19 protein-coding genes are annotated in these 21,809 nt (G+C 64.9%); 13 read left to right on the top strand and 6 right to left on the bottom strand.

Annotated features, from left to right (window positions below):
• The 3 genes from NG900_RS15920 to fdhD form a co-directional block, all read left to right on the top strand.
• Nucleotides 1-756 (top strand): molybdopterin dinucleotide binding domain-containing protein (locus NG900_RS15920; protein ID WP_289813817.1); only part of this gene is annotated, 756 nt, incomplete at its 5' end.
• Nucleotides 756-1,001 (top strand): MarR family transcriptional regulator, encoded by a 246-nt coding sequence (locus NG900_RS15915; RefSeq protein WP_252682115.1) that lies wholly within the window; start codon nt 756-758, stop codon nt 999-1,001. The genes NG900_RS15920 and NG900_RS15915, both read left to right, overlap by 1 nt.
• Nucleotides 998-1,813 carry a formate dehydrogenase accessory sulfurtransferase FdhD gene (gene fdhD, locus NG900_RS15910; RefSeq protein WP_252682113.1) on the top strand — a complete coding sequence of 272 codons (816 nt, stop codon included), beginning with the start codon at nt 998-1,000 and terminating at the stop codon, nt 1,811-1,813. Before NG900_RS15915 ends, fdhD begins: the two co-directional genes overlap by 4 nt.
• Before the next feature lie 34 nt (nt 1,814-1,847).
• Here fdhD and NG900_RS15905 read toward each other — a convergent pair whose 3' ends face one another.
• A complete protein-coding gene (locus NG900_RS15905; protein ID WP_252682111.1) occupies nt 1,848-2,927 on the bottom strand; it encodes a LacI family DNA-binding transcriptional regulator in 1,080 nt (359 codons plus the stop codon).
• A gap of 267 nt (nt 2,928-3,194) precedes the next feature.
• Between NG900_RS15905 and NG900_RS15900 the strand changes: the two genes are divergently transcribed.
• From NG900_RS15900 to NG900_RS15885, 4 genes are read left to right on the top strand one after another with little or no spacing between them, the layout of a single operon-like run.
• Nucleotides 3,195-4,565: a uracil-xanthine permease family protein gene (locus tag NG900_RS15900; RefSeq protein ID WP_252682109.1), complete on the top strand. Its 1,371-nt coding sequence runs from the start codon at nt 3,195-3,197 to the stop codon at nt 4,563-4,565.
• 35 nt (nt 4,566-4,600) lie between these two features.
• Nucleotides 4,601-6,058: an amidohydrolase family protein gene (locus NG900_RS15895; protein WP_252682106.1), complete on the top strand. Its 1,458-nt coding sequence runs from the start codon at nt 4,601-4,603 to the stop codon at nt 6,056-6,058.
• A 31-nt stretch (nt 6,059-6,089) separates the two neighbouring features.
• Entirely contained in the window at nt 6,090-6,806 is a 717-nt protein-coding gene (locus tag NG900_RS15890; RefSeq protein ID WP_252682104.1) for a sulfite exporter TauE/SafE family protein, read from the top strand.
• Between the two features lie 46 nt (nt 6,807-6,852).
• Entirely contained in the window at nt 6,853-7,941 is a 1,089-nt protein-coding gene (locus tag NG900_RS15885; RefSeq protein ID WP_252682102.1) for a porin, read from the top strand.
• A 130-nt stretch (nt 7,942-8,071) separates the two neighbouring features.
• Here the strand turns inward: NG900_RS15885 and NG900_RS15880 are convergent, their stop codons facing one another.
• On the bottom strand, nt 8,072-9,967 hold the full coding sequence (locus NG900_RS15880; protein ID WP_252682100.1) for a potassium transporter Kup: 1,896 nt from the start codon (nt 9,965-9,967) through the stop codon (nt 8,072-8,074).
• A 357-nt stretch (nt 9,968-10,324) separates the two neighbouring features.
• Here NG900_RS15880 and NG900_RS15875 point away from each other — a divergent pair, with 357 nt between their 5' ends.
• Nucleotides 10,325-10,528 carry a cold-shock protein gene (locus NG900_RS15875; RefSeq protein ID WP_252682193.1) on the top strand — a complete coding sequence of 68 codons (204 nt, stop codon included), beginning with the start codon at nt 10,325-10,327 and terminating at the stop codon, nt 10,526-10,528.
• A gap of 206 nt (nt 10,529-10,734) precedes the next feature.
• The gene (locus tag NG900_RS15870) at nt 10,735-10,941 is read left to right on the top strand and encodes a cold-shock protein (protein ID WP_252682098.1); all 207 of its coding nucleotides are present in this window, start codon (nt 10,735-10,737) and stop codon (nt 10,939-10,941) included.
• Nucleotides 10,942-11,028: 87 nt separating this feature from the next.
• On the opposite strand, the gene NG900_RS15865 is transcribed toward NG900_RS15870, so the two are convergent.
• Together NG900_RS15865 and aptA are read right to left on the bottom strand one after the other, a co-directional pair.
• Nucleotides 11,029-12,552: a CoA-acylating methylmalonate-semialdehyde dehydrogenase gene (locus tag NG900_RS15865; RefSeq protein WP_252682096.1), complete on the bottom strand. Its 1,524-nt coding sequence runs from the start codon at nt 12,550-12,552 to the stop codon at nt 11,029-11,031.
• 1 nt (nt 12,553) lies between these two features.
• On the bottom strand, nt 12,554-13,891 hold the full coding sequence (aptA, locus tag NG900_RS15860) for an omega-aminotransferase AptA (RefSeq protein WP_252682094.1): 1,338 nt from the start codon (nt 13,889-13,891) through the stop codon (nt 12,554-12,556).
• Between the two features lie 141 nt (nt 13,892-14,032).
• On the opposite strand from aptA, the gene NG900_RS15855 reads away from it, so the two are divergent.
• The 4 genes from NG900_RS15855 to NG900_RS15840 all read left to right on the top strand — a co-directional run bounded on the left by NG900_RS15855 (nt 14,033) and on the right by NG900_RS15840 (nt 18,513).
• Entirely contained in the window at nt 14,033-15,445 is a 1,413-nt protein-coding gene (locus NG900_RS15855; protein ID WP_252682092.1) for an aminotransferase-like domain-containing protein, read from the top strand.
• A gap of 204 nt (nt 15,446-15,649) precedes the next feature.
• A complete protein-coding gene (locus NG900_RS15850) occupies nt 15,650-16,393 on the top strand; it encodes an acetoacetate decarboxylase (RefSeq protein WP_252682090.1) in 744 nt (247 codons plus the stop codon).
• Between the two features lie 35 nt (nt 16,394-16,428).
• Nucleotides 16,429-17,214, top strand: coding sequence for a 3-hydroxybutyrate dehydrogenase (locus NG900_RS15845; RefSeq protein WP_252682088.1), 786 nt, complete (start codon nt 16,429-16,431; stop codon nt 17,212-17,214).
• Nucleotides 17,215-17,250: 36 nt separating this feature from the next.
• Nucleotides 17,251-18,513: a DUF3734 domain-containing protein gene (locus NG900_RS15840; RefSeq protein ID WP_252682086.1), complete on the top strand. Its 1,263-nt coding sequence runs from the start codon at nt 17,251-17,253 to the stop codon at nt 18,511-18,513.
• Nucleotides 18,514-18,525: 12 nt separating this feature from the next.
• Here the strand turns inward: NG900_RS15840 and NG900_RS15835 are convergent, their stop codons facing one another.
• Nucleotides 18,526-20,649 (bottom strand): cation:proton antiporter, encoded by a 2,124-nt coding sequence (locus NG900_RS15835; protein ID WP_252682084.1) that lies wholly within the window; start codon nt 20,647-20,649, stop codon nt 18,526-18,528.
• Nucleotides 20,646-21,743: an oxidoreductase gene (locus NG900_RS15830; RefSeq protein WP_252682082.1), complete on the bottom strand. Its 1,098-nt coding sequence runs from the start codon at nt 21,741-21,743 to the stop codon at nt 20,646-20,648. The genes NG900_RS15835 and NG900_RS15830 overlap by 4 nt, the downstream gene beginning before the upstream one ends.
• Nucleotides 21,744-21,809 lie beyond the last annotated feature (66 nt).

Genomic DNA, 21,809 nt, shown 5'->3' with positions numbered 1-21,809 from the left:
GAAGACTCGATGAGCATGGTGCACATGTCGGCGGGCATCAATCCGCCGGCCTCGCCGCACCTGCTGTCGGAGCCCGCCATCGTGGCGCGGCTGGCTGAAGCGACACTGCCCGAGAGCCCCATCCCCTGGCGCTGGCTGGTGGAGGACTACGACCGCATCCGCGAGCGCATCGAAGCCGTGTTCGACGACTTTGCCGGCTTCAACGAGAAGATTCGCGTGCCGGGCGGCTTCCGCCTGCGCAACACCGCATCGGAACGTGTGTGGAGCACGCCGTCGGGCAAGGCGGAATTCCATGCGCATGCCGTGCCGACCGATACGCCCGTGCACCGCGCCCGCGAGCGCCATGCCGATGCGACGGTCTTCACGCTCGCGACGGTCCGTTCGCACGACCAGTACAACACCACGATCTACGGCATGGATGACCGCTATCGCGGCGTGTTCGGCCAACGCCGCGTGGTCTTCATCAACAAGGAAGATCTGCACACGATCCGCATGAAGGACGGCGATTGGGTCGACATGGTCACGCTGTCTGAAGACGGCACCACGCGCCGCGCCGATGGTTTCCGTTTGGTGGCGTACGACATCCCGCGTGGGTGCCTGGCGGCGTATTACCCCGAGACCAATCCGCTGGTGCCGCTGTCTTCCGTGGCCGATCAGGCGCGCACGCCGACATCGAAGTCGATTCCGGTGATGCTGGTGCCGAGCCAGGTGCAACGCGCCGCGGATACGACAACGGCCACCACGGCCGAAGCCTGATGCCAACCGGGCCGGCCTGGTCTGCGCTGCAACTGGCGCTGCTGGCGGCATTGCGCGAGACCGAGGCCGGCAAGCCCGTCTCGCTGCCGTGGCTGACCAAGCGCGTGGGCGAGCGCGCCAGCACGGTCCTGCGCGCACTGCACCCGCTGGCCGATGCCGGCCTGCTGTGCGTTTCCATGGAGGACGCACGCTGGCTTGTCGTGCTGCTCGATGCCGGCCGCGTTTTGCCCGATTTCACCGCATGACTGCCCTCACCCGCCATCCAACCGGCCTGCCCGTCGTCTCCGCCACCGCAACGCGGCGCACGCGTGTCGGCACGCAGGAAGACACCACCACCGCCGTCGCAGAAGAGGCGCCGGTGGCACTGGTCTTCAACGGCATCACGCATGCGGTGATGATGGCCTCGCCCGCTGACCTGGAAGACTTTGTGCTGGGCTTTGCGTTATCCGAAGGCATCATCGACAGCCGTGCCGATTGGCGTGGCGCCGACGTAGAAGCGCACCCGCACGGGCTCGAAGTGCACGCGGAAATCGCCTCAGGATGCTTCGCGCGCCTAAAGGAACACCGCCGCGCGCTGGCCGGCCCGACCGGCTGCGGACTGTGCGGCATTGAAAGCCTGCAAACCTTTGAAGCCGCACCCATGCCGCTCGCGCAGCCTGCATGGATGGCATCGCTCGCCGATGCGCAGGTCTTGGATGCCATGCAGGCAATGACAGCCCATCAAGCGGCCAATGCACTCACAGGCGGTCTGCACGCCGCGGGTTGGGTGCCTGCCGGTGGCAGCGCGCCAGTCCACGTGCTCGAAGATGTCGGCCGCCACAACGCGCTGGACAAACTGATCGGCCGATTGGCCCGCCTCGGCATCCGCCCCGCCGATGGCTTCATCGTCATGACGAGCCGCGCAAGCTTTGAACTCGCGCGCAAGTGCGTGCATGTGGGGGTGCCGCTGCTGGCCACGATCTCCGCGCCGTCTTCTATGGCGATTAGCCATGCCAAGGAAGGCAACCTCACGCTGCTGGCGTTCTGCCGAGGCAACGCGGTCACCCGCTTCACCTGAGCTGCAGGCCCCTCGACACGCCTTGTCGTTGGTATCAGATGGAGGTTGCCGGGGGCGCAACGCCTGCCGAAGACTCCCGCACTACCAGCGTCGGTACGGCGGGGGCGACGGAACGGCGCGCATCCCCGCTCCCGCCCAGGTGATCAAACAGGAGGGCAACCGCCTGCGTGGCCATGTCGTCCAAATGCAGATCCACGGCCGTCAACGGCGGTTGACAGCTTCTTGCCCGGATACCGTCATAGCGCGTCACCACCCGGAGGTCGTCGGGCACACGTAGCCCGCGGCTGCGGATGGCCTGTACCGCCCCCACCGCAAAGGCGTCCACCAGTGCGCACAGTCCGTCGATGTCGGGATGCGCCTCGAGCAACGCGGCGCAGGCCGCCGCCCCGGCTGTTTCGCCTCCTGATTCATCGGCAACGGCAATGACCGGCACCATCCCGTGCTCGGCACAAAACTGCTCGTAGCTGGCTCTGGATTCGATGTAGGAGTTGCGTTCCTGGGCGCCGATCAGCAGGGCAATGCGTCGACTGCCTTGGTCGCTCAGATGCCGCAGCAGCATCTCGGTCGTCGCTGATGAATGAATATCCACGTAAGGCACCGCATCGTTGCCGGGTTGCCGCCCCAGACACACAACGGGCAGGCCGCGTTCCTGCAGATGCTCGACATTCGGGTCGCCTGCCGTGGGCTCGATCACGATCGCGCCGTCGATATCGAGCTGCTCAAGCGGCAGGCGGCCGCTCATCATGGGCGGTACCAGCACCAGCGCGAGGCCGCGTGTCAGTGCACTGCCGGCAGCGACCGCCGCCACCTCCATCAGGAAGCCGAGACGCGACGCGCCACCGGCCACCTCATAGGGCATCGACGAAATCAGCGCAATCGAACGCGCTTCCCCGGTGCGCAGGCGTTGAGCCCGGATGCTCGGGCGATAGCCCAACGCACGTGCGGCTTCTTTCACACGTTCGCGGGTGTGCGTGTCGACATAACCCTTGCCGTTCAGCGCATGCGACACCGTCGTCGGGGAGACCCCTGCTGCCCGGGCGACATCGGCAATCGTGGGCCGCCGCTTGGGTGACGCTGGGGTCTGCATGCTGTTGCTCTCGATGGATGTCCCCATGTTCCTGTCGTCGGAAAGCGCGATGGTGCTCCTGCCAGTTGGATGGTGCCAGGGCCACCTATCGCAGCAAGGAACCGATAAATAATAAAAATTGACAGCTGGATTCTATCGCAGCATTCTAAGTTAACAAATCGATTTGGGGCGTCGCCCCTTTTTTGGGCGCCCACCCCAAATCGATTTGGGAACCTAAACCATCGCATCCGGATACCGGAGCAGCCCAGCACTGGAGCCCACCGCTCCCGCGCGGGAGACAGGAGACAGACCACCATGACGAACACCCAGCCAGCGCACGCCGTTGACGAGCGATTGCCGCTTCGCAAACTCATCCTATTTGGACTGCAGCACGTGATGGTGGTGGCGGCATCGCCGATCACGGCCGTGTTCCTCGTCGCCAAGGCGCTCGGGCTCGCGTCGGGCCTGACGGTGAACCTCATCAGCGCCACCTTCCTCGTCTGCGGCCTGGGCAGCCTGCTGCAGTCGTTTGGCCCGCGCGGGTTCGGTGCGCGTCTGCCATTCATCATGGTGCCCGGCGGCGCGCCGCTCGTGCTGTTCGTCCTCATCGCGCAGCAGACGGATCTGCAAACCGCCGCCGGAGCCGTCATCCTGGCCGGCCTGTTCTACTTCCTGCTGCTGCCTGTCTTTGCACGCTGTCTGAAATTTTTCCCGCGCATTGTCATTGGCGCGATGCTCATTCTGGTTGCCATCAACCTGGTCAACATCTACGGCGGCGTCATCGTTGGCCGGCCGGGCACACCCGACTTTGCAAACCCGCTCGGCATCGGTCTGGCACTGGCAACGGTCGGTTTCACGATCCTGTTCGCGCGGCTTTTCAAGGGCATGTTCGGGCAGTTGGCCGTGCTGCTCGGCATGCTGGCCGGTGCCGGACTGTCTGCCGCACTGGGGCTGATGCACTTCGCCGATGTCTGGTCCGGCCCGGTCATCACGATGCCCACACCGCTGCCGTTCGGCATGCCGCACTTCGACCTGCTGGCCGCCCTGCCCCTGCTGATCTTCAGCGTGATCTCGATGGCGGAAGCAACTGGGCAGACAGTCGCCATTGCTGAAGTCGTGGGCAAGGAAATCGACCCGCGCGTGATGGTGCCGAAGACCATTCGCGCAGATGCGGTGATGTCGGTGCTGGGCGGACTGTTTGGCACGTCGATGATCATCACCAGCAGCGAGAACATCGGCATCGTCCAGGCCACGGGCGTCCGGTCACGCTTCGTGACGGCCACGGCGGGCGTGATCCTGATCGTCATTGCACTGCTGGCGCCGCTGGGCCGGCTGGCCAACGCGATTCCAGCCGCCGTCGTGGGTGGAACAGCCCTGGTCGTGTTTTCGATCATCGGCGTGATGGGCATCAACCTGCTGCGCCAAGTCGACCTGCGCGCCCGCTCCGGCATGTACACCCTCGCCGCCGCGTTGACGATGGGGCTGCTCCCGATCGTTGTGCCGGGCATCTACAGCCGGTTTCCCGCCACGCTGCAAATCGTGCTCAACAACGGGCTCGCCATGGGCGCGCTGACGGCCGTGCTCGTCAACATCCTCTTTGAACACCTGCACTGGCCCGTACGAGGCACCGCCAACCAGGCCATGCATCTCGAAACGGCAGGACGCGATAAGCACGCCTGCCACTGACCACCCGCCTTTCACCCCAAAAAAACGGAATCCCCATGGTCTCCCTTGCCAACTCCACCCCTGCACCGCACGGCCCGCATTGCACTGACCTGTGCGCAGACGAACTGCTGCTGTTGCCCGAATACCTCCTGCTGGACAAGGGGCCGGTGCAAGGGCACGGCGCGGTCGTCGCCAACGGAACCTTTCTCGACATTGATCGGGCCGACGCCCTGATTGCGCGCTACCCGCACCTGGCGCCGATCCACCTGCCGGGCAAGCTGATCATGCCGGGCTTCATCGACACCCACCATCACCTCACCCAGTCGTTTGGTAAGGCACTGGCGTTCGGCGAGCCCTCGGAGATCTTTCGCCGCATCTGGGTGCCGCTGGAAAACTGCCTTGATGAAAACCTGCTGTACATGTCGGCAAAGCTGGCCGCACTGGAGGCGCTGCGCGGCGGGTTCACCACGGTATGCGACGCCGGTACGCGCGCAGACGGCGATGCCACGGCCGTTGCCGCTGCAACGCAGGATGTCGGCATCCGGTGCGTGCTTGGGTTGATCTGCAACGACATGGCCGACGACATTGACGCCCGCAAGCGGGCCGCCATCCTCGAGCGCGCACGCAAGCATCTTGCCCGTTGGGAAAGCCATCCGCTCGTGCATCCGTCGCTGGCCATCTCCGTGCCCGAAGCCGGCTCCGACGGCATGCTGCAAGCGGCCGCAACACTGTGCGCAGACGCCGGCACGATCTTCCAGACACACGCAAACGAACATCTGGCATCTGTCGAGCGGTCGATCGTTCAACGCAAGATGCGCCCGATCGAGCATCTTCACTATGCCGGCGCACTCGGCCCGCAGACGCTGATCGCGCACGCGACGCTGGTCACGCCCACCGAGCTGAACCTGCTGCGCGATACCGGGGCGGCGGTCAGCTACAACCCCGTCGCCAGTTCGTGGAAGGGGAATGCCGTGGCGCCCGCGATGCAGATGACGGCGCTGGGCATCCGTGTCGGACTGGGGACGGATGGCACACGCAGCGACGCCTTCCGGCTGCTCGATGCCGCGGAGTCCGCCCAGCGATTCGCTTTCGGCCTTGCAACCGGTGATTCCGCCTGCGGTGACGGCGAGCTGTGGCTGAACCACGCACTGCGTGGCGGCGCAAACGTGCTGCGCCTTGGCGCACTCACCGGCGACATTGCACCGGGCAAGGCCGCTGACTTTCTGCTCGTCGACATCGACGTACCGGAAATGCGGCCCTCCTGGAACCTCAACTGGGAATTGGTCCGGCTTGCCAACCGCAGCCAGATCGACGCCGTCTTTGTCGCGGGCCGGCTGCGCCTGTGGCAGGGGTGGCCGCTGGACTGGGACGCCCGGGCCTTCCTGAAGGAGGTCGACGAAGCGGCGTCCGAAGTGGTCGCGCGCGCCCCGATCCAGCGGGTTCACTCACCCTCCTGGTCGGACATTCGCGTACAGCACGCCACGGATATCACCAACGCCACCACCGACCGGTGAAAGACACCCCAACCCAGAAGCGAGAATTCCTGTGAGTCTGACCATTTTTACCCTCCTGGCCGCGACGGTCGCGATCGGCGCATTTGTGCAGGGCGCCGTCGGTGTGGGGTTCGCCCTCATTGCCGCACCGGTCATCGGTCTTGTGGACCCGGGCCTGCTGCCGGTGTCACTGCTGATCCTGATGCTGCCGTTGAACGCGTATCTGGCCTGGCGCGAACGCCCTGCCCTCGATTCGAACGGAGCGATCTGGATTACGGCAGGGCGCATCGCCGGCGCAGTGGGCGGCGTCTGGATCCTGTCGCGCATCTCGACGCACGATCTCAATCTGTTCATCGGCGCATCGACCATCGCCGCGGCGGTGGCCACCCTGTGCGCTCCAGCCTTTGCGCCGGGCCGTAACGCGTTCATGGCCGCGGGCGCCGTGACCGGCATTACCGAGACCGCAACCGGCATCGGCGGCCCCGCACTGGCCATGGTCTTCCAGCACCACCAGGCACCCGCGCTGCGCTCGACGATCGCGCTCTGCTTCGCCATCGGCGAGGCCGTTTCGCTGGCGATGCTCAGCACCACCGGGCAAATCACGCCGGACAAATTCGTATCGGCATTGCAACTCGTGCCGGCGGTCATCGTGGGCGCGTTCGTCAGCCAGCACATCCACCACCACTTCAACGGCCGAATCCTGCGCATCAGCGTGATGGCGTTCGCGATCGTATCGGGTGCCGCCATCCTGTATCAGACATTGCTGTAAATCGCGGCACAGCCGCACATACCCATTAGAAAACGGAGGAGACCCTATGAAAAAAAGCTTGCGTTGCATCGCTCTCCCACTGCTGGGGGTGGCTGCCGGTGCGCATGCGCAGAGCAGCGTGACGCTTTACGGCAGCCTGGATGCCGGCATCGGCTATGTCAGCAACCTGCATGGCAGTTCCGCCTTCCTCGCGCAGCAGGGCACGTACCAGGCAGACCGCTGGGGGCTTATGGGTGTCGAGGACCTGGGCGGCGGACTGAAATCGGTGTTCAAGCTGGAGTCCGGTTTCTCAACCATCAGCGGTGCAATGTCGAGCGCAGGCACGCTGTTCAACCGCCAAGCCTACGTCGGGCTGTCCGATCAACGGATCGGCACGATCACGCTGGGCCGTCAGACCGACTTCCACTTCGAGATGCTCGGGCCCCTGTCCACTGCGCAGGCGCTGGGCGATTTTTCTGCCTTCCACCCCGGCAATATCGACGGCTTGGGCAACACGGTGCCCGTGCAACTCACGAACACGGTCAAGTTCCGCAGCCAGACGTATTCCGGCCTGACGTTTGGCGCCATGTATGGCTTCACCAACACCGCCAGCAGCACGACCGGACACAGCATCAGCTTCGGCGCGACATATGCGAATGGCCCGCTCAACCTCGCGGCCGCATATTCGGAATATCAGCGCCGCACGCTGAACATCGCGGGCGGCCTGGGGCTGACCACGTTCCAGGGCGTCAACCTTGCCGGGGGCGCACCATTCGTGGCCGATCGCGTCAAGAACGCCGGCATCGGCGGCAGCTACCGGCTCGGAGCCATCACGCTGCACGGCCTCGTCACCCAGGTCCGCATCGAGCGCAATGGCCAGATGGACAACTACCGGACCATCGATGGCGGAATCAATTTCCAGCTCACCCCCGCGTACCAGATCGACGCAGGCGCGTGGACCACCACGCTGTCAGGAAAACGGTGGACACAGCTGACGCTCGCCAACGTCTACGCGTTGTCCAAGACGACGCAACTGTATGCCGACCTGATGGTGGAGCAGGCGTCCCAGGGCGCCGTGGCGAGCACGTTGGGAATCGGCACTTCGTCGTCCAAACGGCAGACGGTCGTCCTCACCGGGATTCATCATCTGTTCTGAGATTGGCCGCGAGAGCCGGATCTTCGTTGCACAGATGACCGTGTATTTCAGTGCTGCCCCACTCCTGGCAGAGCACTGTTGAGCCCTCCACCGAGGGCTATTTTTCTTTCGGGGGCAGGCGCTGTCTTTTCTAGATTTCCACCTTGCTGCCCAGCTCCACCAGCCGGTTGGCGGGAATGCGGAAGAAGTCCGACGGCTTGGCGCTGTTGTGCTGCATCCAGGCAAACAGCGACTCGCGCCACATCGCCATGCCGGGCAGCGGCGACGGCACCACCGTGGCCCGCGTGATGAAGAACGACGTTTCCATGTCTTCAAAAACAATGCCGAGCCGCTCACCGGCGCTGCGTACGATCTCGTCCACGGCCGGCGTTTCCTTGAAACCGAAATCCACCACGGCCGTGTAGATGTTGTCGCCCAGCGTCTTGATGACCATGCGCTTGGCGGGGTCCACGTACGGCACCGCCAGCGTGCGGAAGTGAATGAACAGCACGCGCTTGTGCAGCACGTGGTTGTGCTTGAGGTTATGCAGCAGCGCCAGCGGCACAAATTCGATGCTCGGCGTGAGATACACGGCCGTGCCGTCCACGCGATACGGCGGATGGCGCAGCAGGCCCTCCATGAACGGCTCGAGCGGGATACCGCCCTCCACGTTGCGCGCCTTCAACAGCTGCGTGCCGGTGTGCCACGTCACCATCAGGAAGAAGATCAAGCCGCCCAGCAGCAGCGGAAACCAGCCGCCCGCCGCAATCTTGAGCAGGTTGGCGCTGAAGAACGACAGGTCCACCGCCAGGAATACCGCGCCGATGCAGGCCACCAGCGGCAGGCTCCACTTCCAGGCGTTGCGCATGACCACCGTCACCAGCCCCGTGGTCAGCACCATGGTGGTCGTCACGGCAATGCCGTAGGCCGCAGCGAGGTTGTCGGACTTGCCGAAGGCCAGCACCACCGCCACCACCAGCAGCAAAAGGATGTAGTTGACCACCGGCACGTAGATCTGGCCGATTTCCACATCCGACGTATAGAGGATCTTCATGCGCGGCGCATAGCCCAGATGCACCGCCTGCGCCGTCATCGAGAACGCGCCCGAAATAACGGCCTGCGATGCGATGACGGTGGCGGCTGTGGCCAGCACCACCATCGGACCCACGGCCCAGTTCGGCATCAGCAGGAAGAACGGGTTCTGCACGGCGCTTGGCTCGCGCAGCAGCAAAGCGCCCTGGCCGAAGTAATTCAGCAGCAGGCACGGCATGGCAATGTAGAACCACGCGTAGCGGATCGGGCGCGCGCCGAAGTGGCCCATGTCGGCATACAGCGCCTCGGCGCCGGTCAACGCCAGGAACACCGAGCCGAACACCACGAAGGCCAGCACCGTATGCCGGAAGCCGAACTCGATGGCATAAACGGGGCTGAGCGCCACCAGAATCTGCGGTGACTTGACCACCGAGACCAGCCCCATCAACCCCAGCAGCACAAACCAGATCACCATGATCGGCCCAAACAGGCGTCCGACCACATGCGTGCCCTGCTTCTGTATCAGGAACAAGGCAATCAGCACCACAAGCGCCAGCGGCAACACCCATGTCTGCAGCGCAGGCGCCATGATCTCCATCCCCTCAATGGCGGACAGCACCGAAATGGCAGGCGTGATGACGGCATCGCCGTAGAACATGGCGGCGCCCAGGAGGCCGAGCAGCATCAGCGTGCGCGTGAACCGGGCGCTGCCGCTGCTCGCGCGCATGGCCAGCGCCGTGAGCGCGAGGATGCCGCCTTCGCCGTTGTTGTCGGCGCGCATGACAAACAGCACGTACTTGATGGAGACCACCAGCGTCATCGCCCAGAACAGCATCGACAGGATGCCGTAGACAGTCTGGTCAGAGAACGGAACCCCATGCTCGGGGTTGAAGCATTCCTTCAATGCATACAACGGGCTGGTACCGATGTCCCCGAACACCACGCCGATCGCGCCCACCATGGTGGCCATCAACGCGGGATTTTTTTTGATTGTGCTGGCTGCTACGGTCGTCATGTTTGGGCTGCGACTGGAACGACGGGGGCGCACGCAATTTTCGTGCGCCGCCTGCGGCACCTCCCGCCCCCCGCGTCGGCAGAGGTAGAGTGCGGCAAAAGCCACTAAAGCTTAGGTGAAAACGCTCGGTTTTGCGCGGGTGTTTGCACCGATGGCGAGAACGCGCCGACCCTGCTGCGCCCCCAACAGACGCGGCCCATGCGCCTTCCAAACAAAAGGGATAAAAAAACAGACTTTGACGGGGAGACGCGCCAAGCATATATTCAGCAAACGATCGTTTGGCTGGTTTGGCCGGGTCTGCCTGCTGCATTCTTGGGCGGGCAGTCGATCGATTTCTCAACTTCACGACTCAAGATCATGGCTACTGGTACCGTCAAGTGGTTCAACGACGCAAAGGGTTTCGGCTTCATTACCCCGGATGATGGCGGCGAGGACCTTTTCGCACATTTTTCCGCAATCAACATGGCGGGGTTCAAATCCCTGAAGGAAGGCCAAAAGGTCACCTTCGAGGTGACGCAAGGCCCGAAGGGTAAGCAAGCCTCGAATATCCAGGCGGCTTAATCCGAAAGCCGGGGCACAAGGCAGAGCCAGGGTCGCCCAAGCGACAAGCAGGACGGCGCGCCACCCTCCGGGCAGGAGGCGCGCCGGTCGGAAGCCCCAAGGAATCAGGTTGTACAAAGGTTGTTCAGTACGTGTTTGCCATCAAGCGGCCGAGGACTGTCGGAGACGGCTCCCCGGTTTGACAAAACCTCTCTCGGGAGAATGCAATGGCCAGCCGAATTGAAGATCACGCTGTTCAATATGATCCGCCCGCCGGGGCAGCTGCAGAAATGCACGCTGCCCCGAGTTTTATCCGGGATTCGGAAATCCAGTTTTCGCGCTCGCAGACCTTCCATGAAGGCCAGCGCGTCAGCTTTGACGTGGAGGTCGGGCCGGACGGCGAGTTGATCGCCGTCAACATCAAGCCACTATGACACCCCGGTTTCAATCCGGCCCGCGCAGTTGCACAGGCGCAAAAAAAGGGAGGCAGTGCCTCCCTTTGTTGTTGATGCGCGGTGCGCTTACTTGGCCGTCGGCATGACGAACTCCGCACCCTTGCCGATCGAATCCGGCCAGCGCTGCATCACGCTCTTGTAGCGCGTGTAGAAACGCACACCCTCTTCGCCATAGGCGTGGTGATCGCCGAACAACGAGCGCTTCCAGCCGCCAAAGCTGTGCCAGGCCATCGGCACCGGAATCGGCACGTTGATGCCGACCATGCCGACCTGGATCTGCCGTGCAAAGGCACGTGCCACGCCGCCATCGCTGGTGAAGCACGACACGCCGTTGCCGAATTCGTGGGCGTTGATCAGGCTCACCGCCTCGGCCAGGTCGTGCACGCGCACCACCGACAGCACCGGGCCGAAAATCTCTTCCTTGTAGATCGTCATCTCGGGCGTGACATGGTCGAACAGCGTGCCGCCCGTGAAGAAGCCTTCGGCATGGCCGTCGACCGTGTGGCCGCGGCCATCCACCACCAGCTTGGCGCCCTCCTCGACACCCTTCGCGATGTAGCCCTCTACCTTGGCCTTGTGCGCCGCCGTAACGAGCGGTCCCATTTCGCTGTCGGCTTCCATGCCGTTGCCGATCTTGAGCGCACGCGCACGCTCGGCCAGGCGCGGCACGAGCTTGTCGGCCACATCGCCTACGGCCACGGCCACCGAGATCGCCATGCAGCGCTCGCCGGCCGAACCATAGCCGGCGCCGATCAGCGCATCGACGGCCTGGTCGAGATCAGCGTCGGGCATGACCACCAGGTGGTTCTTGGCACCGCCCAGGGCCTGCACGCGCTTGCCACGCTTGGTGCCCTCGGCGTAGATGTATTCGGCAATCGGGGTACTGCCGACGAAGGACAGCGCCTGCACGTCCGGGTGGGCGATCAGCGCATCCACCGCATCCTTGCCGCCTTGCACGACGTTGAACACGCCATCCGGCAGGCCAGCCTGCTTGAGCAGGTCGGCGATCATCAGGCTGGCGCTCGGGTCGCGTTCGCTCGGCTTGAGGATGAACGTGTTGCCGCACGCCAGCGCCACAGGCGCCATCCACATCGGCACCATGAACGGGAAGTTGAACGGCGTGATGCCGGCAACCACACCCAGCGGCTGTCGCAGGTTCCAGTTGTCGATGCCACCACCGATGTTGTCGGTGAATTCTGTCTTGAGCAGGTTCGGGATGCCGCAGGCAAATTCCACCACCTCGATGCCGCGCGTGACTTCGCCCTTGGCATCGGAGAACACCTTGCCGTGCTCGCGCGTGATGCATGCGGCCAGCGCATCGTGGTTCTGGTCGAGCAGCGCCTTGAAATTGAACAGGATGCGCGCGCGCTTGAGCGGCGAGGTTTCGGCCCAGTCGGCGGCAGCGGCGCGCGCGGCGGCCACGGCGGCATCCACTTCGGGCTTTCCACCCAGCAGCACCTGGGCGCTCACGGCGCCGGTGGCCGGATTGAACACATCGGCGCTGCGGGCACCTGCGCCGGCATGGCGTTGGCCGCCGATGTAGTGGCTGACCACAGACTCGGTAACAGCAGGATCAATCGGTCGGTTCATTTCAAGCTACCTCTTGCAGAACGGTACGGACGGTGTCGAAGATGCGCGCGATCTGCGCTTCGTCGATGATGAGCGGCGGCGAGAACGCCAGGATGTCGCCGGTGTAGCGCACCAGCACGCCACGCTCCAGGCACTTCAGGAAGACTTCATAGGCACGCGCGCCAACGGCACCCGGGCGCGATTCCAGTTCGATGCCGGCAACCAGGCCCAGGTTGCGGATGTCCGTCACATGCGGGGCGCCCTTGACCGAATGCGCGGCCGCTTCGAACGCGGGCGAGAGCGCACGGGCACGCTCGAACAAACCTTCGCTGCGATACAGGTCGAGCGCCGCCACGGCCGCAGCCGCAGCCAGCGGGTGCGCGGAATACGTATAGCCGTGGAACAGCTCGATGGCGCCCGGCGCACCGGCATCGATCACCGCGTCGTGCACCGACTGACGTACGGCCACCGCCCCCATCGGTACGGCAGCGTTGTTGATGCCCTTGGCCATCGTCAGCAGATCCGGCGTGACGCCGAAGAACTCCGACGCGGTCGCCGCGCCAAGGCGGCCGAAAGCCGTGATGACCTCGTCAAAGATCAGCAGGATGCCGTGCTTGTCGCACAGGGCGCGCAGGCGCTGCAGATAGCCCTTGGGCGGCACCAGCACGCCCGTGGAGCCGGCCAGCGGCTCGACGATGACGGCGGCAATGGTCGACGCGTCGTGCAGCGTGACCAGGCGCTCCAGCTCGTCGGCCAGATGCTCGCCCCAGGCCGGCTGGCCCTTGGAGAATGCGTTGTGTTCAGGCGCGTGCGTGTGCGGCAGGTGGTCCACACCCGGAATCAGGTTGGCCGAGAACGCCTTGCGGTTCGGCGAAATGCCGCCCACTGAAATGCCGCCGAAGCCGACACCGTGGTAACCACGCTCACGGCCGATCAGGCGCGTGCGCTGCCCTTCTCCACGCGCACGGTGATAAGCCAGCGCAATCTTGAGCGCCGTATCCACCGCTTCCGAACCGGAGTTGGCAAAGAAGATGCGATTCAGCCCCTTGGGCATGATCTCGGCCACTTTTTCTGCGGCGCGGAAGGCCATCGGGTGGCCCATCTGGAAGGTGGGCGCGTAGTCGAGCGTGGCCGCCTGCGTGGCGATGGCATCGACGATTTCCTTGCGGCCGTGGCCCGCGTTGACGCACCAGAGGCCGGCCGTGCCGTCCAGCACTTCGCGGCCGTCGGCGTCGCGGTAGTACATGCCCTGGGCAGACGTCAGCAGGCGCGGCGCGGCCTTGTACTGGCGGTTGGCCGTAAACGGCATCCAGAAGTAGGACAGATCCGTGGTTTCCAGCGGGTGCGGTGCGGGTTTCATCAGCGTCTCCGGAAAAAACAAGTGCGCAGGCCAAGTGCCCGGTTCGAGCCAACTGTACAGAGTCACACGCGACGCGGACATGCACAGATGACGGTTCTATAAGAAACTGTATAGGTGACCCTCGCCTTGCTGCATCGCAACATGCCACTCGAACACCTCGAACTCGATCCCCTTCATCCTCAGCGTACGTTGGTCGACCAGATCGTCCAAGGCATTCGTGCGGCGGTGGACAACCGCAGCTTGCTGCCCGGCACGCGGCTGCCCTCGGTGCGCAAGCTGGCCCAGGCGCACGACGTGAGCACGTTCACGGTGGCGGAGGCATACACGCGCCTGGCCGCGCTGGGCACCATCGTGGCGCGGCCGCGCTCGGGCTACCTGGTAGCCGCGCGTGCAGCGGCCCAGCCAGCACCCGTCGCCCCGCGCTGGGAGCCGCCCAAGCTGAACGCAGCGTGGCTGCTGTCGGATGTGTTTGCCGATCGCTCCATTGCCATCAAGCCGGGCTGCGGCTGGCTGCCGAACGACTGGCTGGACGAGCGCGGTGTGCAAGAGGCGATGCGTGCGGTGAGCCGCGTCTCCGCACTGCGTGTGGCGGGCTACGGGCACCCGTGGGGCTATGCGCCGCTGGGCGAACACGTTGCGCAATCGCTCACGCTGCGCGGATTGCCGGTCGAACGCTCACAGGTGCTGCTGACCAGCGGCGCCACCCAGGCGCTCGACCTGATCGTCCGCACCTTGTTCAAGGCCGGCGATGTGGTGGCGGTGGATGACCCCGGCTACTGCAACGTGCTCCAGGTGCTCAAGCTGGCAGGCTTGCGCGTGGTCGGCGTGCCTCGCACGCCCGACGGGTTGGACACTGCGGCGCTGGAAGCCATCCTGCGCACCGACGATGCCGACCGCCCGCGCGCCCTCTTCACCAGCTCTGTGCTGCAGAACCCGACTGGTTCTTCAATGACCGCGCAGAATGCCTACCGCGTGTTGCAGTTGGCCGAGCAGCACGGCCTGTGGATCGTCGAAGACGACCTGCACCGCGAACTCGCCGACCCGGCCGCGCCCATGCTGGCCGCACTCGACGGCCTGCGCCGCACGCTGTACGTGAGCGGCTTCTCCAAGACGATCTCGCCGTCCTTGCGCGCGGGCTACGTGGTGGCCGATGCGGCGATCGCCCGCGAACTGGCGCGCACCAAGATGGCGGTGGCGCTCACCTCGTCGGAGATCACGGAGCGCATCGTGCACGCGTTTGTCACCCGCCCCGTTTATGGCGAGCACGTGGCGCGCCTGATTACCCGATTGGCGGAGGCACATGCGGGTGTGGAAGCCGTCATGCGCGAGCACGGCGCCGAGCTGTTCGACACACCGGGGCGTGGCCTCTTCCTGTGGGCGCGGCTGCCCGGCCATCCGGATGCCTCCGCGCTGGCCGACCAGGCCATTCGGCACAACATCTGGCTGGCCCCCGGCCAGTATTTCCGGCCGCATGATGAAGCCAGCCCATGGCTGCGATTTAACGTGGCCTATTCCGCCGAACCGGCACTGTGGGATTTCCTCTCCTGCGCCTGACCGCGCGGGATTCAAGGGGCGCAACAGCACGTTGTGCCCGTCAACTAACGTTGCGAATTTATCCACAGTCGAACACTCCTGGCTACGATTATCGCTTGCAAACGCAATAACGTGACCGCAGGGACGCAGCGTCACAAACGCTTGGCAAGCTATTCCAACGCCTTGCCTGACGCCGTTCCTGCCTCTCAACGCACAAGGAGTGCCATGGATATCAAAACCGTCCGCGAAACCGCTTTCGCGATGCCGCTCACGAGCCCCGCCTACCCACCCGGCCCGTACCGGTTCATCAATCGCGAGTTCTTCATCATCACGTACCGCACCGACCCGGCCAAGCTGCGCGCCATGGTGCCCGAGCCGCTGGAGGTGCCCGAACCGCTGGTGAGCTACGAGTTCATCCGCATGGCCGACTCCACCGGTTTTGGCGATTACACCGAAAGCGGCCAGGTCATTCCCGTCACCTACGAAGGCAAGCCCGGCACCTACACGCTGGCGATGTATCTGGATGACCACCCGCCCCTGGCCGGCGGCCGGGAGATGTGGGGCTTTCCCAAGAAGCTCGCAAGCCCCAAGCTAGAGACCGACAAGGACACGCTGATCGGCACGCTCGACTACGGCCCTGTGCGCGTTGCCACCGGCACGATGGGCTATAAGCACCGCGAGCTGGATCTGGCCGAGCAGAAGCGCCGACTGGAGCTGCCCAACTATCTGCTCAAGATCATTCCGCACGTGGACGGCAAGACCGCCCGCATCTGCGAGTTGTCGCGCAATTTCATGATCGATATCGAGATGAAGGGCGCCTGGACCGGGCCTGCCTCGTTGGAGCTGGCACATCACGCGCTGGCGCCGGTGGCCGAACTGCCGGTGCTGGAAATTGTCGAAGCTCGGCACATCATTGCTGACCTGACCCTTGGCATGGGCGAGGTCGTGTTCGATTACCTCACCAAGTAACCCTCTTCCGTCCCTCCCCCCTCTAGGAGCACAACATGTCAGATTTGAAAGGCAAAGTCGCCATCGTCACGGGTGCCGCCAGCGGCATCGGCAAGCAAATCGCGCTCACGCTGGCCAACTCCGGCGCGGCCATCGCCATCGTCGACCTGAACGAAGACGGCGCCAAGGCCGTCGCCAAGGAAATCACCGATGCGGGTGGCCGCGCCATCGGCCTGCGTATGGACGTGACCGACGAGCAGGCCGTGGATGCCGGCATCGACCGCGTGGCGGCTGAGCTCGGCTCGGTCGACATCCTGGTCTCGAACGCGGGCATCCAGATCGTCAATCCGATCGAAAATTATTCGTTTGCCGACTGGAAGAAGATGCAGGCCATCCACGTCGATGGCGCGTTCCTGACCACGCGCGCGGCGCTGCGCCACATGTACAAGGACAACCGCGGCGGCACGGTGATCTACATGGGCTCTGTGCACTCGCACGAGGGCTCGCCGCTGAAGTCGGCCTACGTGGCAGCCAAGCATGCGCTGCTGGGGCTGAACAAGGTGCTCGCCAAGGAAGGCGCGGCGCATAACGTGCGCTCGCACGTCGTATGCCCGGGTTTCGTGCGCACGCCGCTGGTTGAAAAGCAGATTCCCGAGCAAGCGAAGGAACTGGGCATCAGCGAAGAAGACGTCGAGAAGAAAGTCATGCTGGGTGATACGGTCGATGGTGTGTTCACCACCGTGGAAGACGTGGCCGAGACGGTGCGCTTTCTGGCAACCTTCCCGAGCGCGGCGCTCACCGGCCAGTCGTTCGTGGTGAGCCACGGCTGGTTCATGCAATAAGCGCCACGCGCATCAAGCAAGGAGGCTGAAGCAGACATGCCCGCACCCAAATCACGCTCGGTCGCCAGCAAGCGGCCTACCGCAGCCGAATCGTCCCGCCCCGTGGATGCGCCTGCCACCACCGCACAGCGCATCGTGCTGCCTGCGTACGAGAACATCGCGCTGGTGCTGCAAGGCGGCGGCGCGCTCGGCTCGTATCAGGCGGGTGTGTTCGAGGGGTTGGACGAAGCCGGCATCGTGCCGAACTGGATTGCGGGCATCTCTATCGGGGCGCTCAACACGGCCATCATTGCGGGCAATGCGCCCAAGGATCGGCAGGCCAAGTTGCGCGAGTTCTGGCAGACCATCACGCAGCCGAGCTTCTCGCCGCCGCTGCCCGACATCCTGGAAAACGCCTGGTTTGACGGCAACGCGCATCTGCGCAAATGGCTGACCGCCATGCAGGCCGCCGACACCCTGCTCGAAGGCCAGCGCGGCTTCTTCACGCCGCGCATTCCCCCGCCGCTGCCGGCCAACGAGGTCGATCCGCTCGACGCCAGCTATTACGACACCACACCGCTGAAGGCCACGCTCGAACGCCTGTGCGATTTCGACCGCATCAACGACGGCGGCATCCGCGTGTCGGTGGGCGCCGTCAACGTGCGCACCGGCAATCTGGAAGCCTTCGACAACACCGAGCGCCGCCTGCGCCCCGAGCACTTCATGGCCTCGGGCGCATTGCCGCCGGGCTTTCCGCCCGTGCTGATCGACGGCGACTATTACTGGGACGGCGGCGTGGTCTCCAACACGCCGTTGTCGTACGTGCTGGGCTCGAAGCCGCGCAAGGACACGCTGGTGTTTCAGGTGGATCTGTGGAGCGCGGTGGGGCCGGTGCCCGACACCATGATCGGCGTGGCCAGCCGTCAGAAAGACCTGCAGTACTCCAGCCGGACGCGGCTTGTGACCGACTGGATGGAGCGTTCGCAATCGACGCGCAGGTTGGTGCGCAAGCTGCTTGATCACTTGCCGCCAAAAGAGTTCGCGCGCACGCAGTGGTACAAGGACGCGCAGGAGCTCGCTTGCACCAAGCGCTACAACGTCTTCCACCTGATCTACGCAGCCAAGGAACACGAGGGCCCGGGCAAGGACATCCAGTTCGGGCCGTCGACCATGCGCGACCACTGGGCCTCGGGCCTGGCCGACATACGCGAATCGCTCTCGCATCCGGACTGGCTTGCCATGCCGGACAACGACTCCGGCTTCGTCACGCACGACGTCCATCGGCACCTGCATGGTGAACGGCAGGCCAAGCGGCTCTGAGGCCGCCGGGCCTTATTGCGGCGCGTTGGTTTGCACGACCGGCGCACGCAACGCGGTCGATAACGGCGGCCGCGGCAACGCGGCGGTCCATGCGCGTCGGATCACGCCGCTGATCTGCTTGTAGACCTCTTTCGAGATCACCGTTTCGGCCAGCATCGTGTCGATCTTGCTCTGACCGATATAGAGCGCGAACAGCAACAGCAGGCGCTTCTCCAGCGCGGCACTGTAGTCGCCAAACTTCTCGCGCAATTCGGCCAACCCTTCTTCGGCGGCTTCGATGCGGGTGATCAGCACGCCGTCGAGCAAATCAGCCATGCGTTCGCCCAGCACTGGTTGCAGGGATGCGCGGTTGTATGCACGCAGACGTTCCAGCACGGTCTGGCGGCACACCAGCAACTCGAAGCGATCAGCCAGTGCATTGGCCAACGGCCGGTCGACATGCAGCATGCGGTGCAGCCAGAACGCGATGCGGTAACCAACATGCTTGGCCAGGATGCGACGCGAGGCCCGCTTGTAGCCAAGGCGCCCTTCCGCACGCGCCGCGTCGATCATGTCGGCGGTGTTGCGCATCATCGCGTCGAGGTTGCGGATCGAGACGAGGCCATTGCCGTATTCCGGAATCAACTCCCGCTCACGCGTGGCCAGCGCGACCAGGCCGATGGTCAGGCGCTCCCGTTCGGAGAGCGCTTCCTCCAGGTTCAACTCCGCCGCGCCGGTCGCCACCTCACGTTTGTATGCCTCTGCGGCCTGGTCCGTCGCCCCGGCAGTGAAGTGGAAGTGCCCGCCGATGCGGCGCATGGTCGATTCCACTTCCACCGTGGACAGGTTCAGCGCCTGCCCCTGCAGCACCTGTTCCTGCGACGAGAGCTGATCCAGCCCCAACTGGTGCATCACCCAGCGCAGCGTCGCGCCGTTGAACAGCACGCTCACCAGCACAAAGCCGGTTGCGAGAATGGTGACGAAATGGCGATCGGCCAGGTGCACGGCCTCGTTCTCGGCCACGCCCAGTGCCAGCACCAGCGTGACGGCGCCGCGCAGGCCGCCCCACGCAATCGCCAGCTTGTAGGCATGGCTGACCGGAGCGGAGAGCTTCAGCCATGCCAGCGCAGGCAGCAAACCGAACAGTACGGCCAGGCGTGCCGCCAGTGCCGCCACCACGATCACCGCCAGCCACAGCGCGTCTTTCCACACCACACCGTGCAATAGCTCCGGCACACGCACTGCAGCCAGCAGAAAGACCACCGCGCCCGCGAGGGCGGCAATCTGTTCCCAGATCAGCTGCAGGTGTGACCAGTTGCGCGGCGTCAGGCGCGTACGCCCCAGCGCGCCGATCACCAACCCCGCGCACACCACCGACACCACGCCCGACACGTCGAGCACGTTTTCGGCTACGAGGTACAGCGGATACGGCAGCGCGAGCGTCCAGGCCGCCTCCGCCTGGGCGATGCCGCGCAGCGCCGGCAGCAGGAACGCGGCGATGCGCCCCGCAATGAGCCCGAACACGACACCGCCGCCGAATGCCTTGGCGAGTTCGCGCAGGCCACCGCCGATGGTGGCGTCTGCCCCGTGCCCCGTCAGCATGGCGAGCAGCACACCCATGATGGCGATGGCCGCCGCGTCGTTCAGCAGCGCTTCGCCTTCCACCAACCGGATCAGCCGCGCCGGCGCCCCCACGTCGCGGAACACCGCAATCACTGCCGACGGATCGGTCGTGGCGATCATCGCGCCGAGCAACAGGCACGTGACGATGCCGAATGGCGTGACGGCAGCCGCAGCCAATCCGATCACGCCTGTCGCCACCACCACCGCCACAACGGCCAGCATCAGGATGGGCGCGGCATCAGGCGCCATGCGCCGCACGTCTACCGACAGCGCCGCCTGAAACAGCAGCGGCGGCAGAAACAACCACAGATACGCCTCGGCCGGCCAGCTCGGGTTGATGAGCGGCGCAAAAAACGTTGCCGCAAACGCAGGCGCGGAGTTCTGCAGGCCCACATATGCCCCACCGATGCCGATACCCGCCAGTGCGAGCAAGGTCGATTCGGGCAACGTCAGCCGGGAGGCCAGCATCTGCACCAACGCCACCACGGCGAGCAAGCCGCCCGCCACCAGCAACAGGATGACGACGCCGTTCACGAGGCGGACTCCCGTGCGGCCAGCCAATCGGCGCGTTCGGCGTCGGTGAGGTCCGGCACGACGGCGGTGCCGGTTTCGGCGGCGGCCACGGCGGCTTCGAGCACAGCCATCACGGCCAATGCCTGCACGGGCGGCACAGGATTCGCACGCTGGCCGAGGATGGCATCGCGCACCGCTGCGTAGTAGGCGCGCTGGTCGCCGGCGGGGGTCGGCACCTCGGTTTCGGCGGACGTTGCACCGTCGATCAGGCAACCGACATCGTCGTCAACGCCCCAGCCCTGCGCGCCGGGCTTCATGCCGGCCAGCAGTTGGGCTTCCTGCTGATCCATGCGGTGCTTGATGAACGAGCCCAGCGTGCCATGCAGGACCCAGCGGGGCGCGCCGCCGGCCACCAGCATGCTCGCGTGGAGAATGGCGCGGCGCTCACCGGCCTGCAGGACGACGTGGGCCCAATCGGGCGTTTCCGCACCCGGGCGCTGACGCGCGAACGACGCGCTCACCGCATCGGGCAGTCCGAGCAGTTGCAATGCCTGATCGACCAGATGCGGGCCGAGATCAAACCAGATGCCGGTGCCCTGCCCCGCCTGCTCGCGCCAGCGTGCGCGCACCTGCGGGCGGTAACGATCGAAATGCGCCTCGACGTGCATCGCATCGCCGATTGCGCCGCTGGCAAGCGTGGCTTGCACGCCCAGGAAATCGCTGTCCCAACGGCGGTTCTGGAAGACCGACAGCAGTCGGCCGCGCTCTCTCGCCACGCGTGCCAGATGTCGCGCCTGCGCCAGCGTGACGGTAAACGGCTTGTCCACCACCACGTGCTTGCCAGCACGCAGCGCAGCCTCGGCCAGCGGTGCGTGGCGGTCGTTGGGTGCGGCAATCACCACAAGATCGACATCCGCGTGGGTCGCCGCGGCGTCTGGCGCGCAGACCACGGCATCGGGCCGATCCGCATGCACGGCATCCGGCCGGTTGGAGCCGATCACCTGCAAGCGCAGGCCCGGCGTGGCATCGATCAGGGCCGCGTGAAAGAGCTTGCCGGCGTAGCCATAGCCCACCAGGGCGACGTTCAGCGGGGGTTGGTGTGATGAAGGCGACATGTCGAAAAAATGGCAGAAAGCAAACGAATAAGACGCCAGTCACGCAACTTGGTGCCGAAAAACTTG

The sequence above is a fragment of the Ralstonia soli genome (genome assembly GCF_023955655.1).
Taxonomy (GTDB): domain Bacteria; phylum Pseudomonadota; class Gammaproteobacteria; order Burkholderiales; family Burkholderiaceae; genus Ralstonia; species Ralstonia soli.
This window is presented reverse-complemented; position numbering and strand designations above follow the sequence as displayed.